We start from the raw sequence: 17,106 nt of genomic DNA on the forward strand, positions 1-17,106 counted from the left end.
AGGCTTCCCATAGCACTTTCTGCAAGCAAGCTACGCGTAGCCTTTCCGTTAGGAGAAGGGTATTATGCCTACGTCATTTTCACTTCTATCTCTAATAGCGTCGGCGGATAATCTGATATCGTCCGTAGGGCTGCCGTCGTTCAATAATCTGGCGTTGTCCAAAGCCCTGCCGTCGTTGGATTATCTGCCGTCTTCCGTAGGGCTGCCGTCCTCGGATTCTCTGGTATCGTCCATAGGGCTGCCGTCCGCGGATTCTCTGCCGTCCTCGGATTCTCTGGTATCGTCTTGACGACCGTTGAGCAATCAAAAGCTCTCCGGTTTTATTTCCAACCAGGTTAGCATCTGGTGCAACGCTCTGTTCATTCAGAGTATTACTTAGAGAAATATCTTTCGCTTCAGCTAATGAGGGCGGAGACACAAAGGCAAATAGCAATACTGCTATTGAAGATAACTTCCTGAAACCTTTCATGTTTTTGCTTCTCTAAACTTTCGGTAATAACTTTATTAAAACACTTTAAAGTCTGAAAGTTACCGCTCGCGCACTTTTTTAAAGTTAATTTAGGATGAAATTCAATATTGCAATTTCACTCTTTTGTATAATTGCAATTTTTATAATTTTGTGTATATAAATAGCTAGTATCTAACAGGATGTAATTTTTTTCACCACATAGATAAAGTATACAGTTATTAATTAAACAAGCTAATTTTTTATTGTAAGATTAGTTTAAAAGGCTTGCTGGGCAAGGTAAATGCCCTCACAAATTTTGATTTATAAAATCTTTAAATCGGACTTATCTCGATTCCACAAGATGTATCAAATACAAAGGATAACTGCTAAATATTCTTAGCGGAAGCTGTAAATAATAATCTTTCACTAAGTTTCTAGTTTCAGGCAACTATCTTGTTAAGTGCTGCGTTTTTCCTATCTTCTGCATAACTTCTTTACAAGAGGCTGCGGCAACGACTACGCTCACCGATCGCCTGCTTTCTGCCTCCTGTCTGATTGTTGAGCGTAGTCGAAACACTGCCTTACACGTCCTTTAAGGATATCTTCTGCTACCTCCACCCACTACACCAATTTTGTGGCGATAGGAAAGTTCAGCGCCGAACCAACCAGAAGCACTGGTTAGCGTACCGACAACAAGCGAGATTAACAGTCCCCAAGGTAGTATTCGGGATTCAGCGTCACCTAAACGTAGGAGAAAGTTAACGAGTGATAAAACTAATATAGAAACGTTAAGTATCAAATGCGTCCAACCGGCGGTGCGCTTGCGGACGCGTTCAATTTTCACAAAGTCGCTCAGACCGATCGCAGATGCAAGAACGCCTCCAGCTAATCCAAGTCCGATTAACCATAGCGAAGCCCTAGCCCAAAAGAAATCGCCAGTTAACCAGTAACCAATGTCACTACCCAAAGCGGCGGCTAAAAAGGCTATGGGAAAGATCACGCTCAAGGGGTGTAGGGGATGTCCGGCGATCGCAACTGTACTGGGTACACCGGTATCACGATACTCACTGTCGTTACTTTCAATAACTGGTGGAATATTTGGAAAAGGTGTTGAACCTGTTTGCGTTGTTTCTGTAGTTTCCATTATTAGTATCCTGAATTTATGAACCTTGCTTTACTATTTTAAGCTGAAGGAATTTTTTCAACATAAGCTTCAGCCTGTAATATTAGTTTACCTACTTCTACTTTTAGTTGGTTGACTTGCAAACTTATGCCGTCTAAATCAAAGTTACTTAGATTCAAAATTTCGCTAGTTTGATCGATCAAAGCTTTGGTCAACTCTGGCGATATTTCCTCACTTTCGCCATACTCGACATTTTCCAAAGCAACACTTTTTCCATTGCTGCTAATCCTGGGGACTGCGGAAAAAGCAACTTGCTGATTTTCCCCAGTTTCTACTAATTTTATGCTGGCATTTAGTGCTACTTTTCCATCACCCGGTAATCGAAAATCTACATTTTGAGGTTCAATTGTTTTTAGTTGTCCGTTAATATGTATTTTCTGACTTTGCAGTTGCGATCGCACATATTCGGAGTTGAAAGCACGATTAATATCAGCTTCGGTTAACACAACCTGTGCATTAGCTTCTGTCGGTTTAGTTAGTTCAATTTTACCAAAAGCCACACTTAGAGGATTAATGGCAACATTACTCATTTTCATATCCAATTCCTCCATACGGAGGTCTTTCTGCATAACTAAACCTTCACCTGCAATCGTGACTTCATCCACCTCTCCCTGAACCAGTTTCAGCGGGTCTGTTTTGATGTCTACATCTAAATTTTCTACTTCATCTAATTGACTAGATAATCCTATTTCTGCCGCTTTATTGAGAGCTTGCTCTCCTAATCCAGGATTGTCTGGCATTATGTAAATTAACTCCTAGTTAAAAGCACATCCTTGAGTAAATTTAATAAACTAACAGCAGAGTTTTATCTATCTGTCGATGGAATATAGATTTAAATGTTATCTATCTAATTTGAAATTTAAATTTTACTTATATACTACTTTTATCCTTTACTGCCTCTGCACTTGGAGCGATTTGTTATAAAATTGACACAAACCCAATATTTCAGTTGAGTTATTCTGACTGCTAAAACTTTTTTATTTATACAATGCTCTCAGAACGTTTTACCGCAGCCCTGATCTACGCCACCCAACTACACGCTAACCAAGTTCGTAAAGGTTCAGGTGTCCCTTATGTTGCCCATTTATTAGGTGTCACCAGTATTGCTTTAGAATACGGGGCAAATGAAGATGAAGCGATCGCAGCTCTGTTACACGATGCGATCGAAGATCAAGGTGGCGCTGCAACACGAGAAGAAATTCGCCGTCGCTTTGGTGACAATGTAACGGCAATTGTAGATGGTTGTACTGACGCTGATACAACTCCAAAACCCCCTTGGCGACAGCGCAAGGAGGCATATATTGCTCATATTCCTACAGCTTCCCCATCAGTACTGTTGGTGTCATCCGCTGATAAACTTTACAATGCCCAGTCTATTCTCAAAGATTATCGCATTTTGGGCGAATCACTTTGGGAACGTTTTCATGGGCGTAAAGAAGGTACTCTTTGGTATTATCGGGCGCTTTTAGAGGCTTTTAAAAAAACTGAAAGCACTGTAATAATTGAGGAATTAGAACGGGTGGTTTCGGAAATTGAAGTCTTAGCATCTACATAAAAAATTTATTTACCCAGAAGTAGATAAAAGATTTATTAGAACTAGACAAACGGATTTTTTACAAACACGATATAGTCATGTTTCTTACGAATAAATTTTGGCTTTTAGGTTCTCTCTCTAGATAAAAAACCTTTCTCTCGGCAGATAGGTGTACTGATATTATTATGACTGGTATGTTACCAATATGACGATAGTAAGACAAAACACCCTAAATCCAACTGTAAATCCTTCAGTAAATCCTCCAGAAAACTTGCCAGAAAAGTATGCAGAAGCAGAGCGGATGCGTGATGTTCTGCTTTTACTGCAAAACTTGATTAACAGTGAAGAAGCCACTGTAAAACTAATTCTGGATTGTCTTTATGATGTTGGTTCAGTCAATTTGATTAATCAAAAGCTTCGCCTGAAACCCTTAAACAGGGTGATGAAATTAATTGCCCGAATGTCTAAACCAGTTTTTAGAATCATAGCTTTAAATTGGTTTAAAAAGAACTGTCCGCAACTGATTACTAATTGGCTACACACGCAAGTCTCGTTTGAAAATCTCCAAAAGACACCCGAACAAGTAGCTATTGAAGTTGTACAACTAGAACCATATTCCATCCCACAAAGAGAAAGCCTGAGTCAAGAGATAAAAAATCTGCGCTATCAGGTTAGATGGCTAGCTGGAATTTCAATAATTGCGATCGCTGTTTTAGTAATAAAAGCCACTTGGTTAAACTGAAACCGATGAATTATGAATATCATGCCTCTGCCCAAACCGATCTTAGAGGACATAGAAATACACCTACTCTTGGAAGGTGTGTATCAATATTACGGTTATGACTTTCGCAATTATGCTCTTTCATCACTCAAGCGCCGTATTCAGGGCTTCATGCAATTAGAAGGGGTAGCAAATATTTCTGCATTGCAAGAGCGATTACTACATAATCGCGCTTATTTAGAAAGATTTTTGCTGGCTCTGACGGTGAATGTCACATCAATGTTTCGCGATCCCAGCTTTTATAATACCTTCAGAAATCAGGTTATTCCCTTCTTACAAACCTATCCGTTTATTCGGATCTGGCACGCTGGATGTTCAACTGGTGAAGAGGTCTATTCAATGGCAATTTTACTGCAAGAAGAAGGACTTTATCACCGTTGCCGTATATATGCCACTGATACGAATGAGAAGGTATTACAAAATGCCAAAAGTGGGATTTTCTCGCTGAAAATGATGCAGGAATATACTCACCTGTATTTAAAAGCAGGCGGCAAGAAATCTTTCTCAGAGTATTATACAGCAGCTTATGATAATGCTATTTTTCGAGCGTCCCTAAGAGAAAATGTTGTTTTTGCCCAGCACAATTTAGCCACTGATAGTTCTTTTAATGAGTTTAATGTGATTCTTTGTCGTAATGTCCTCATATATTTTAATCAGGCACTTCAAAAACGCGTACACGAACTGTTTTATAATAGCCTTTGCACCTTTGGCATCTTGGGTTTAGGAAGACAAGAATCTATCAGGTTCACCTCTTATGAGCAGTACTATGAAGAGTTAGTCAAGGGAGAGAAAATATATAGGAAAATAGCAGGTAAGTGAAAAGAATGCTTTAAATGGGTAATTGAATTATGAATTATGAATTATTCTAAAATAACTAATAACCAATACCCCGAAAATTAGGAATAAAATTGCGCTCGTTGTCAAAAGACAGTCTGTCAAACATTTTTTATTGTGTTCAGAAGATAGATTTAACGCTCTCTTAAGGTAAATTACACATTAAAGTATTTAAGGAGATTGTCGATGCAACTTCTCGAATGTCCTCATGTTGCAGTCATTGCTGGAGAAAATGCGGTTCATGTTTCTCAACTACCTTCTATATGGCAAGACATTGCTAGAGGAACCACGAGTGTCGGACTTTCCCAGCCCCAAAGCTATGTTGAGATGGCACAGCTATTTTTGTATAAATTAGAATGTGGTGATGTTGATTTATTTAGCGATCGCCCCCAACTAGCTCACCTAATACCATCATTTTCTCAGCTATTTGCACAACTAGCATGGGAAACCTTAGAGTTTTTTGGGCAAGACTTTCTCAAACACAGCTATCCGAACTTTACAGAAATTCTTTGCGATCTGGAGTCAAAAGGAATCGATTACGCTGATGAAGTAAAAGTGGCTCGCATCGGCATAGATTTATTTAATGAATTTGGTTATGAACTACCTGCTAGCTTTTATCACGTGCATTTAGCCCCAATTTACCGCGATCATGTTTTTGAAGAACGTGCTTTGCGATTCGATCGACGCGATATTGAGCATAAACGTGCTTGGGATGCCATACTCCATGCAGGTAAGGTATTTGCTATTCAAATGAAGGTGCAAAGTATTGCCTCTAAATACGGTTTTACTTATCAGCATGGCTGCGGTTGCAACTCTCATCTATCTTCTATTGATGTATCTCGTGGCGCGTTTGAATATGAATTGAGTTTCGACAAGCGTCAGCGATGGATTCGCAGTTTCATCTGGACTGCTTGGTACGAGTATGCCTTCTTTGCGATCGTACCTAATACGAGTTATTTGGTTTAATATCATGTCCGCCAAATTACCCATAATAAAAGAACCCCACCCCCAACCCCTCCTCGCTCTTCGGGAGGGGAGACAAAGCATAGCTTTGGCGGGGTGGGGAACTCCTGGTTTAATAAGCAATCAAGCGGATATGATATAACAGAAAGAATTCAGGAGTGAGGAGTCAGAATTCAGAATTGAATTCTGTGCGTCTGGTAGAAAGCGTCTCCGGCTCCGCTCCTGAATTCTTCTTCAAGAAATCGCCTCAAAAACCATTTGCGGAATCAACACTTCATCTTGTAATTGTCCAATACCTAAAAAGTGAGTCTCTTCTTGATAAACTCTCACTATCCCAGTAATATCAGAATCTAGAGAAACTCGCTGACCTTGACACCATTTTTGAGCAGGTATTGCTGGTAAAGTCACAGACAACAAATGTTGTAACGCTGCATCAGGGGCAAGAGGTTGAAACGTCCCGCCTTGCAATTTAGCTTCTAAGTCGGCGAAAGTGAGACTATTTGTTAAATCGAAACCACTGCTTTGGGTACGGAGCAAAGCCGCAAGTGTGCCGCCAGTTTCTAAGATTGCACCTAAGTCACGAGCGATCGCTCTAATATATGTACCAGATCCACAGGCGATCGCCACATCCAATTCGGGAAAATCTCCTTCTCTCCAGTCCAAAATATCTATCTGAAAAATTTCCACTGTTCGCACTGGAACTTCCACCATTTTTCCTTGGCGTGCTAAGTCGTAGAGACGTTTCCCATCCACTTGAATTGCACTATAATTCGGTGGGATTTGCTCAATCTTGCCTTCAAATTGTGCCAGTGCAGTTTTCACCTCTGCCAAACTCAATCCTGCACAAGCTTGAGAACTAATGATTTCACCTTCTAAATCATCGGTTGTAGTCCGCATACCCAGACGAATCGTAGCCTTATAAGCTTTGTTTTCTGGCAGATATTGCAATAATCTTGTGGCTTTACCAAGTGCGATCGGTAAAACGCCTGTAGCAGCTGGATCTAAGGTTCCTGCGTGTCCTACACGTTTGAGGCGCAACAACTTTCGCACCCGCGCTACGCAATCGTGGGAAGTCCAGTCAAATGGTTTGTTTAAATTGAGAAAACCTTGAAATAACAACACAAAATCATTAGTTACAGCTTCTAAAATTTTGCATTAAATTGGCAAAATATATATAAATTTATTTGCTCTGAAACCATGAAATGTGGAATGAGCGTATCTTTCTCCCCTGCTCCCCTGCCCCCTGCTCAAGAGCCTTTTGGTCACTGGGTACTACCAAAACAGTAAAAAGAAAATAATGTCAGCATTTCAGTTTCTCTTGCTCGAAGCCAATCTAACCGATGCAGAAGTCGTGCAAGCCACGCTGATCGAGGGCGGTATTAACTGTGAACTCTTGCGGGTAGAGACTCGCGCTGCTTTTATTAGGGCACTGGAGAGCAACGCCATCGACCTGATTTTGGCAGACTATGCCTTGTCTAATTTTGATGAGATGGCGGCACTAACGATCGCCCGTCGCCTACGTCCTGAAATACCGTTTATTTTCATCTCTGGCAGTTTGGGTGAAGAATTGGCGATTGAAGCGATCAAACAGGGCGCGACAGATTATGTACTCAAGCAACGCTTAGGGCGGTTAGTGCCATCGGTACAACGAGCATTGCAGGAAGCCCAAGAACTTGACAAAGATATTACCAAACGTAAACAAGCTTTATCAGCCATTGAGTCAGACCTGAAAGATACGCAACTACTGCACGAATTGAGCGCGAGGCTTGTAACCGAAGGCGACATTCAGACGCTTTACCAGGAGATTATAGCTGCCGCGATCGCTCTGACGCGGGCGGATGCCGGAACAGTACAAATTATCGACGAAGCAACACAAGAATTGGTGCTGCTGGCGACGCAGGGCTTTGAGCGGAATATGACCGAGTATTTCTACCGCGTGAATGCGAGTTCCAACACGCCCTGCGGCATCGCACTTAAGAACGGCGCTCGTATGTTTGTTGATTTCGACGTACCTGAGAGCGAAGACTCCGATGGTTCAATGCGAATACACGTTGATGCCGGATATCTCTCGGCGCAGTCAACCCCGTTGATCGCTCGATCGGGCAAATTGATCGGTATCGTTTCGACCCATTGGCGCGAACACCGCCGACCGAGCGATCGCGAACTGCGCTTTCTCGATTTACTCGTCCGCCAAGCCGCTGATTTGATTGAGCAACGGCAGGGCGAAGCTGCATTGCGTGAATCAGAAGCCCGGATGCAGCTTATCACCAACCTCGTCCCCGACCTGCTCTGGGATAGTGAACCTAACGGATTTACCAACTGGTATAACCAGCAGTGGCTGGAATATACGGGGCAAACCTTTGAGCAGGCGATCGGCTGGGGCTGGGTAGATACGATTCATCCGGACGATCGCGAAGGATCTGCCCAGCGTTACCGAGAAGCGGCCGAACAGGGCATACGGCTACGACAGGAACACCGCATTCGCCGCTACGATGGAGAGTACCGCTGGTTCGTTGTCAATGCGTTTCCGCTCAAGGATGAGAGCGGCAAGGTCATCAAGATGTACGGCGCGGCGACCGATATTCACGAAGCGCGTGTCGCGATGGAAGCTCTGCGTGAGTCGGAAGCAAAATATCGATCGCTCTTTCAATCAATGGATCAGGGCTATGCAGTCGTCGAAGTTCTGGCAGACGACAACGGCGAATGGAACGACTTTCTCTTTTTGGAAGTGAACCCTGCATTTGAGCAACAAACGGCAGTGAGCAATGCAGTTGGACGCAAAGCCACCGAGATTTTGGGAACGCCAAACCCCGCCTGGGCGAAAATTTATGGTCGAGTCGCCCAAACAGGGGAACCTGTGCGCGTTGAGGAGAAGGAAAAAACGCTCGATCGGGTCTTTGATCTCTACGCCTTCCGTTTGGGTGAAGCCGAAAGGCGTTGTGTAGCGGTTCTGTTTACCGACATTACCGAAGGCGTGCGCGTCGAAGACGAACGCAAACAGCACGATGCAAATCTCGCCTTTTTAGCCGAAGTCAGCCAAGACCTTGCACGTCTGACGGACATTGACGAGACGATGAATGCGCTGGGCGAAAAAATCGGCAGACATTTCGGCCTGTCAGCCTGCGCCTTTGCCGAACTTTATGGGTCGGCTGGAATTGCAGTCATCGACTACAACTGGCATCGCAGCGACGTGCCGAGCCTGCGTGGCACGTATCGCATGCAAGAGTTTTTAACACCCGAAGTTATGCAACTTTGTCTCGCAGGAGTTGATATCGTCATCCGTGATGTGTTCGACGACCCCCTGACCGATGGCGAGCAGTTTGCGACTCTGAATATCGGCTCTTTCCTCAGCATACCGCTTATACGCAATGGCGAGTGGCAATTCCTGCTCGTTATCTATCGTAGCGAACCCTATGACTGGCACGACGACGAAATCGAACTGACCCGCGAACTCGCCAACCGCATCTGGACGCGGCTTGAACGCGCCCGCGCCGAAGTAGGGTTGCGCCAATCAGAAGAAAAATATCGGCTGCTGTTCAATTCGATCAACGAAGGTTACGCCCTCTGCGAACTGCTGTATGACGACGATGAAAAGGCGATCGACTGGAAAATTTTGCAGGTCAACCCAGCGTTCGAGTCCCTAACCGGACTGCGCGATGTCGCAGGTAAAAACGCGACTCAACTGAATCAACCGTTGAATCAGAACTGGCTGCAAACCTTTGGCACGGTGGCTCAAACAGGGGAATCAACCCGGTTTGAACACTACATCGACAGTGTAGATTGCTGGTTCGATATTTTGGTGTCGCGCATCGACGAAGATAAATACCACATTGTCGTCGTATTCAACAACATTACCGATCGCAAACAGGCACAAGCCGATCAAATTCGCCTGATTCAGGAACAAGCTGCCCTTCAACAAGAACGCCAACGCGCCGAATCTCTGGCAGAACTCGATCGCGCCAAAACCCTCTTCTTCAGCAACGTCAGCCACGAATTCCGCACTCCGATAACGTTGATACTCGCTCCCCTGCAAGATGCCTTGAGCGATTCGGTAAATCCCCTAACTTCTTCACAACGGGAACGGCTAGAACTAGCACATCGCAATAGCTTGCGTTTGCTGAAACTGGTCAATACCCTGCTCGACTTCTCTCGCATCGAAGCCGATCGCCTGAAGGCAAACTACGAACCCACCGACTTATCCACCTACACGGCGGAACTGGCAAGTGTTTTCCGCTCGGCGATTGAGAATGCCAATTTACAGTTAGTCGTCGATTGTCCTCCCTTGCCCGATCCCATTTACGTCGATCGCGAAATGTGGGAAAAGATTGTCTTGAATCTGCTCTCCAATGCCTTAAAATTTACCTTCGAGGGTATAATTTCCGTCTCGCTCAAACCCAAAGCAAACACAGTTGAATTGATAGTCAGCGACACGGGCGTAGGTATTCCCGTTTCCGAACTGCCTCACCTGTTTGAGAGGTTCTATCAAGTCAAAGGCGCGAAGGGGCGCAGCTATGAAGGCTCAGGCATTGGCTTGTCTCTGGTGCAGGAACTCGTCAAGCGGCACGGCGGCGCGATCGCCGTCACGAGTGCAGTAGACCAAGGCACAACCTTCACCGTCACCATCCCCACCGGAACCGCCCATCTACCCGCCGACCAAATTTGGCTTGCTTCTACACTGGTATCGTCGGCTGTAACTGCAAACGCTTTTGTTGAAGAAGCCTTACGTTGGCTACCTGAAGAAGAGGAAGGGGGCAGGGGGCAGGGGGCAGGGGGCAGGGGGCAGGGGGAACTGCCCTTGACGAAAGCACAGAATTTCAACTTCAAAGTTCGGAGGTTCAAGCTCAGAACTCGGAAGTTCAAGCTCAAAGCTCGGAGGTTCAAGCTCAGAACTCGGACGTTGAGCTTCTGAACTCGGAAGTTGAGCTTCTGAACTCGGAAGTTCAAGCTCAAAGCTCGGACGTTGAGCTTCTGAACTCGGAAGTTGAGCTTCTGAACTCGGACGTTGAGCTTCTGAACTCGGAAGTTGAGCTTCTGAACTCGGACGTTGAGCTTCTGAACTCGGAAGTTCAAGCTCAGAACTCGGAAGTTCAAGCACAAAGCTCTAAGAGGGCGCGTATTCTCCTAGTGGATGACAACGCCGATATGCGCGGCTATCTCAGGCGGTTGTTAAACCAGTACTACGAGGTGGAAGCTGTAAATGATGGGTTAGCCGCACTGAATGCGATTCGCTCTGGTGGAAGTGCCATCTATGACTTGGTGTTAGCAGATGTGATGATGCCCAGAATGGATGGATTTGAGTTACTGCGATCGCTACGAGCTTCACTAAATACCCAGACAATCCCGATTATTTTGCTCTCTGCCCGTGCTGGCGAAGAATCACGGGTGGAGGGTTTAGAAACTGGCGCAGATGACTACTTAATTAAACCCTTCTCGGCACGGGAATTGTTAGCGCGAGTCAATGCTAACCTCCAATTAGCACAACTGCGACGCGAAGCAGTCTACCGCGAACAGGTAATGCAGGCAGTACAAACGCTCAACGATCGCTTGGAGCAACAGGTGAAAGCGCGGACTGCTCAACTAGAAGCCATCAACCAAGAACTGGAGGCGTTCTCTTCCTCGGTATCCCACGACTTACGAACGCCGCTACGCTACATCAGCAGCTTTGCCGAACGATTGCAAGGCAAGCTCAATGCAACCCTCGTTGATGCATCCAGTTTGCAAAGTCTCAACATTATCACCAAATCTGCTCTTGAGGCAGAAAAAATGGTAGACGACCTGCTGGAATTTTCTCGCCTGGGGAAGACAGAAATTCATTTGACTACTGTTAATATCAGTCAATTGGTGCAGCAGGTGCGAGAACAATTGCAGCCAGAACTGGTTGGGCGATCGCTCCACTGGGAAATCGAGCCATTAACAACGGTAGAGGCTGACCCAGTACTGCTGCGGCTAGTACTGCAAAATTTGCTGTCGAATGCTGTCAAGTATACGCGCAATAACACCGAAGCTGCCATCAAAATTGGTAGGATTGAGCAGGAGCAAGAAGTGATTTTCTTTATCAAAGATAATGGTGCAGGGTTCGACATGAAATACTGCGATCAACTATTTAGCATGTTTCAACGGCTGCATCCCCAAGAAGAGTTTCCTGGCACGGGAGTCGGGCTTGCTACTGCACGGCGGATCATTCATCGACATGGCGGACGCATCTGGGCAGAAGGCGCAATCGACCACGGCGCAACGTTTTACTTTTCGCTGCCAAAACATGAGGTGTAGTTATGACAGCACTGCGCTTTCTTTTGCTGGAAGACAATCCCCTTGACGCAGAGGTGATAGATGTCACCCTAACCGATGGCGGCGCTAATTTTGAACTGCTCCGGGTAGAAACTCGCGCTGAGTTTGTGAAGGCATTAGAAAGCAATGCGTTTGACTTGATTTTGGCAGACTATGCTTTGCCCGGTTTTGATGGCATTTCCGCCTTGAAAATTGCCCAAAACCTGTGTCCTGAGACGCCCTTTATTTTCGTCTCTGGCAGTATGGGCGAAGAATTGGCGATTGAAGCACTGAAACTGGGAGCTACCGACTATGTGCTAAAGCGCAACTTACGGCGGTTGGTTCCTTGTGTCCAACGAGCGCTGCGAGAAGCCCAAGAAAAGCGCGATCGCCAACTTGCCGAAGCAGCACTGCACCAAAGCGAAGCCCGCCTGCGTCAAGTTGCGGCCAAACTGCCTCATGGTGCTGTGTTCATTGTGGATCGAGATTTGCGCTACCAGCTGGCAGAAGGCGAAGCGCTGGAGTGGGTCGGTATGACTACGGAAAACTTTGTCGGCAAAACACTCTGGGAAGCCCTCGAACCCGCCCTGGCAGCCAGCTACGAACCCTACTACCACCAAGCTCTCAATGGCGAATCATTTACCTTAGAACACAACAGCCACGATCGCTACTATATCTCTCATGGCACACCCTTACGCAACGCTCGCGGTGAAGTTGATGCTGTGCTGGCAATGTCCTACGACATTACCGTTCGCAAACAAATCGAAATTGCCCTCAAACAAAGTGAAGCTCGCTTTCGGTTAATGGTGGAAAGTGCAAAAGAATATGCCATTTTCACCCTCGATCCCAACGGTGTGATTACAAGCTGGAATGCTGGTGCGGAAAGCTTGTTGGAGTATTCAGAAGCAGAAATAATTGGCTGTGATAGTCGCTGCCTTTACACCCCCGAAGACAACGCCCAAGACCGCGCTGGAAGAGAATTGCAGACCGCCCAAACTCAAGGACAGGCAGAAAATGAGTGCTGGCATATGCGAAAGGACGGTAGCCGCTTTTGGGGTAGTGGCTTTGTGATGCCCTTACGCGATGAAGCCGACAACGTGCAAGGATTTATCAAAATCATGCGCGATGTCACCTCACAGCGGCAAGCCGATGAACGCTTGCAGTTGCTCTATGAGATTACCAGCAATTTACTTGCGGTTGAGCAACCGATGACGCTGATGCACAATTTATTTAGCAAACTCTCACCCCCGCTAGGGTTGGACTATTACTACAGCTACATCGTCGAGTCAAAAGACAATCGCCCCAGACTGCATTTGCAAAACTATGAGGGCATTAGTCAAGAGATGGCAGAGACGATCGAGTGGCTTGAGTTCGGTGAAGACCTTTGTGGATGGGTAGCTCAAGAACGACAGCAACTCGTTCTCGATCGCGCCCAAATTGCCACTCATCCTCATGCCCAAACCCACCGCGACCTGGGTGCCACCGCTTATGTCGGTCAACCGTTAATTGTCCAAGAACGGTTATTGGGAACTATCTGCTTTGCTAGCTGCACCCGCACTCGCTTTACCTCAGAAGAAATTGATTTGCTGCAATTAATGTCTGAGCAAATAGCGATCGCCCTCGACCGAGCCAACCTAATTGTTTCGATTCAGAAACAAGCAGAACAGTTGCAACGAGCTAACCAAATTAAAGACGAGTTTTTAGCGGTGCTGTCTCATGAGTTGCGATCGCCCCTCAACCCGATCTTGGGCTGGGCACAACTGCTGCAAAAAGGCAAGCTCAATCCCGCCCGTCAAAGCGAAGCACTACTAACGATTGAGCGCAACGCCAAATTGCAATCACAATTAATTGAAGACTTACTCGACGTTTCGCGGATTATGCAGGGCAAGCTGTCCTTAACAGTGGCTCCCCTTAATTTAATCTCTGTTATTTCTGCTGCCCTAGAAACAGTGCGTTTAGCAGCAGAAGCAAAAAATATTAACTTACAGATCGATCTCGAACCCACTGCACCTATCTCTGGTGACGCTGCCCGCTTGCAGCAAGTCGTGTGGAACTTGCTTACCAATGCCGTCAAATTTACACCAGATGACGGACAAGTAATCATTGAATTAAGGCAAATTGCAGGGCAGGCTCAAATCCGGGTGATCGATACAGGCATTGGCATTCAACCGGAATTTCTACCGTATGTGTTTGATTATTTCCGACAAGAGGATAGCTCAACGACACGCAGATTTGGTGGCTTGGGTTTGGGGCTAGCGATCGTCCGCCAAATTGTAGAACTGCACGGTGGCACAGTCAAAGCAGAAAGCTTGGGTGAGAATCAGGGCGCAACCTTTACAGTTCAAATACCGATCTTGAACCAGTCAGCAAAAATTGAACTTGAGTCAGATCGCGCTGATGCAGAAAACGCAGAGACTCCTTTAAGCAACCTGGAAATTTTGGTCGTGGATGATGATACTGATACTCGTGAGTTTCAAGCATTTTTGCTAGAAGAAAATGGCGCAAAAGTCACAGCCGTAGCGTCTGGGCTAGAAGCATTGCAAGTACTTGATAGTTTCATTCCTGATGTAATTGTGAGTGATGTAGGCATGGCTGATATGGATGGCTATATGCTGATCCAGCAGATTCGTTCGCGCCCACCCAATCAAGGAGGAACGATTTTGGCGATCGCACTTACCGGTTATGCCGCAGATATTGACCAACAAAAAGCCTTAACTGCCGGGTTTCAAGCTCATATTACCAAGCCATTAGAACCAGAGGAGTTAGTGAGGAAGATTGTCAACCTGCTAGAACACAACTAAGATGCTTAAAACGTCAAGTTGATGATGGAGATACTTGACCGAATAATTCGTAATTCGTAATTCGTAATTCGTAATTCGTAATTAATAATTAATTCATTAAGGGTACAAGCCACTTAATTTATACCAATTTAATTAATGATTGCAACACATCCTTCGGTAGAGACGCGATGAATCGCGTTTCTACAAATGGTCTATTTGTCGCATTCTTTTTTCAAATTGGTATCACATTAAATTGGTATTAGGTGTGGGGTAATAATTACGAATTACGAATTACGAATTACGAATTATTTTGACCCATTGGGAATAATTTCGGTAAGCTAACTGTAACTTTAGTTCCTTGTCCCACTTCACTCGACAAGGCAATATTGCCACTATGTAACTCGACACAAGCTTTAGCGATCGCTAGTCCTAAGCCTGTACCAGGAATTGTGTCAACGTTACTTCCACGGCTGAAGGATTGAAACAAATTTTCTCGATCTGCCATCGGGATACCAATTCCACAGTCTTTAATGTAAAAAATGGTTTCTGATTCTTTGCCAATCAGGTGGAATTCTACACTACCTCCATCTGGAGAGTACTTAATTGCATTGGACATTAAGTTAATAAAAATTTGCTGCAAAAGTCCGCGATCGCCCCAAAATCCATGATGATTACCAGTAATTTTAAAAATCAATTCGTGGCGATCGCCTACTGTTTCTCGCTCTTGTTCTAAAAGGTCAGAAAAAAATTGTAGTAAATCGACTGAGATTGGTTGAAACTTGGGTTTTTCCAGTTCAAGTTGGTTAACCAGAAGCATATTATCCACGAGTTTGGACATATACCTTGCTTTCTGTTCAATGATTCCTAAGAACCTGTGTTGTTTAGACTCATCTAGTTGCTGGCTATGTTTTACCAAAGTTGATGCCGCAGCCAGAATTGAAGTTAAGGGTGTTCGATACTCATGGGAAACCGTTGTAATTATTTGGGATTTAAATACATTGAGTTGCTTTTCTTTGGCAAGGGCTGCTTGAGTTTGGGCTAACAATTCCGCCTGTTGAATAGCGATCGCTAACTGTACTGATACTTCATTAAGCATTTCTGCATCATCAGTTTGCCACTGTCGTTCCCCGGAATTATGGTGAGCAATCAATAAACCCCAAAGCTTGGGTGTTGGGTTCCCATTGTTGCTCAGATTAATCGGAACTACCAGATTTGCCTTAGTATTAAATTGCTCTTTTAGGCTGACACAATTACACAAGCCAAGCTCATAGATATAAGGGATTGGGGATTGGGAATTAGGCACAAAAGGCAGAGGGGCGGAGGGGCAGAGGGGCAGAGGGGAAAGACCTACTGCAACTTCTCCTCTGCTCCCCTGCTCCCCTGCTCCCCTGCTCCCCTGCTCCCCAGTCCCAGCGCCGACGCGATCGCACAATGCCACAGTGCGGTATGACTCAACTGATGAGGCGACTATTTTACCATCTGTATCTGGGGCAAACTGATAAACCATGACGCGATCGCACTTCAGAAGTTGCTGAACCTCAGCTACAGCCGTATTCAAAATTTGCTCTAAGTTAAGAGACTGGCGAATTCGTAAAGCAGTTGTGGCAATTAGGCGTTGTCTCTCCTGAGTTTTGAGCAGTTGGGCTTGCAAGCACGACTGCTTAATGGCGTTGCGGACTGCTAGTTGCAGCACATCCTGTGTCAGATTTTGCTTGACTAAGTAATCCAAAGCACCCCGTTTCATTACCTGCACAGCGATTTCTTCATCACCGCGCCCTGTCAACATAATCACAGGGACAGAAGTCTTAAATATCTCCTGCTGGATGCGATCGAAAAATTCTAACCCACTCATATCAGGTAGGCAAAAATCCAGCAAAATCACATCACAGCGTACTTTTTGGCACAAAGCAAGTCCTTCTTCTGCACAGTCTGCCTCTAAAATCTGGTAGGACTGGTGCGGATCTTTCAAAAGATATCGACGATAGATTTTCCGATCTGCGGCACAATCATCGATGATAAGTAGCGTCCATGTGTCCAACATAAGGTTATGAGGATCAGGGAGCTATATAGATCCCTTTTATCCAGATTGTGTTTTCTTGCATAATTCTAAAAATAATATAAAATAACTGTAAATAAAATCTAAATTCTTTAGTAATCCTAAAGAAATACCAAATAGTCAAAAAATAGAAAAATCGGGAAAAGGAATCTAACAGAGACAAACAGACACAGTGACTCAAAGAGGAAAATGTCTCTGTGTCCTCTGAGCCGTCTCCTTTATTATCCTTTTTTCCCTACTGCTAGATCGACAAAAAATAA

The 17,106-nt window shown here is 45.1% G+C and carries 12 protein-coding genes; 7 read left to right on the forward strand and 5 right to left on the reverse strand.

Going from position 1 to position 17,106, the window contains the following annotated elements; translation table 11 throughout:
• Nucleotides 1-91 precede the first annotated feature (91 nt).
• The 3 genes from RMZ42_RS09490 to RMZ42_RS09500 form a co-directional block, all read right to left on the reverse strand.
• Nucleotides 92-469, reverse strand: coding sequence for a hypothetical protein (locus tag RMZ42_RS09490; RefSeq protein WP_322671182.1), 378 nt, complete (start codon nt 467-469; stop codon nt 92-94).
• Between the two features lie 571 nt (nt 470-1,040).
• Entirely contained in the window at nt 1,041-1,592 is a 552-nt protein-coding gene (locus RMZ42_RS09495; protein ID WP_322671183.1) for a DUF2231 domain-containing protein, read from the reverse strand.
• Nucleotides 1,593-1,630: 38 nt separating this feature from the next.
• Nucleotides 1,631-2,371: a DUF2993 domain-containing protein gene (locus RMZ42_RS09500; RefSeq protein WP_322671184.1), complete on the reverse strand. Its 741-nt coding sequence runs from the start codon at nt 2,369-2,371 to the stop codon at nt 1,631-1,633.
• A gap of 248 nt (nt 2,372-2,619) precedes the next feature.
• Between RMZ42_RS09500 and RMZ42_RS09505 the strand changes: the two genes are divergently transcribed.
• The 4 genes from RMZ42_RS09505 to RMZ42_RS09520 all read left to right on the forward strand — a co-directional run bounded on the left by RMZ42_RS09505 (nt 2,620) and on the right by RMZ42_RS09520 (nt 5,746).
• The gene (locus RMZ42_RS09505; protein ID WP_322671185.1) at nt 2,620-3,186 is read left to right on the forward strand and encodes an HD domain-containing protein; all 567 of its coding nucleotides are present in this window, start codon (nt 2,620-2,622) and stop codon (nt 3,184-3,186) included.
• Between the two features lie 184 nt (nt 3,187-3,370).
• A complete protein-coding gene (locus RMZ42_RS09510; RefSeq protein ID WP_322671186.1) occupies nt 3,371-3,907 on the forward strand; it encodes a hypothetical protein in 537 nt (178 codons plus the stop codon).
• 21 nt (nt 3,908-3,928) lie between these two features.
• On the forward strand, nt 3,929-4,765 hold the full coding sequence (locus RMZ42_RS09515; protein WP_322671250.1) for a protein-glutamate O-methyltransferase CheR: 837 nt from the start codon (nt 3,929-3,931) through the stop codon (nt 4,763-4,765).
• Nucleotides 4,766-4,966: 201 nt separating this feature from the next.
• The gene (locus RMZ42_RS09520; protein WP_322671187.1) at nt 4,967-5,746 is read left to right on the forward strand and encodes a hypothetical protein; all 780 of its coding nucleotides are present in this window, start codon (nt 4,967-4,969) and stop codon (nt 5,744-5,746) included.
• Between the two features lie 231 nt (nt 5,747-5,977).
• Here the strand turns inward: RMZ42_RS09520 and truB are convergent, their stop codons facing one another.
• Complete coding sequence (gene truB / locus RMZ42_RS09525; protein ID WP_322671251.1) at nt 5,978-6,862, reverse strand: tRNA pseudouridine(55) synthase TruB; 885 nt, start codon at nt 6,860-6,862, stop codon at nt 5,978-5,980.
• A 178-nt stretch (nt 6,863-7,040) separates the two neighbouring features.
• Here truB and RMZ42_RS09530 point away from each other — a divergent pair, with 178 nt between their 5' ends.
• The 3 genes from RMZ42_RS09530 to RMZ42_RS09540 all read left to right on the forward strand — a co-directional run bounded on the left by RMZ42_RS09530 (nt 7,041) and on the right by RMZ42_RS09540 (nt 14,811).
• A complete protein-coding gene (locus RMZ42_RS09530; protein WP_322671188.1) occupies nt 7,041-10,652 on the forward strand; it encodes an ATP-binding protein in 3,612 nt (1,203 codons plus the stop codon).
• Nucleotides 10,653-10,867: 215 nt separating this feature from the next.
• Entirely contained in the window at nt 10,868-12,013 is a 1,146-nt protein-coding gene (locus tag RMZ42_RS09535; protein WP_322671189.1) for a sensor histidine kinase, read from the forward strand.
• A 2-nt stretch (nt 12,014-12,015) separates the two neighbouring features.
• On the forward strand, nt 12,016-14,811 hold the full coding sequence (locus tag RMZ42_RS09540; protein WP_322671190.1) for a response regulator: 2,796 nt from the start codon (nt 12,016-12,018) through the stop codon (nt 14,809-14,811).
• A gap of 277 nt (nt 14,812-15,088) precedes the next feature.
• Here the strand turns inward: RMZ42_RS09540 and RMZ42_RS09545 are convergent, their stop codons facing one another.
• Nucleotides 15,089-16,831: an ATP-binding protein gene (locus RMZ42_RS09545; RefSeq protein WP_322671191.1), complete on the reverse strand. Its 1,743-nt coding sequence runs from the start codon at nt 16,829-16,831 to the stop codon at nt 15,089-15,091.
• Nucleotides 16,832-17,106 lie beyond the last annotated feature (275 nt).

Origin of the sequence: Nostoc sp. DedQUE05 (genome assembly GCF_034530955.1) — a bacterium.
GTDB lineage: Bacteria > Cyanobacteriota > Cyanobacteriia > Cyanobacteriales > Nostocaceae > Nostoc.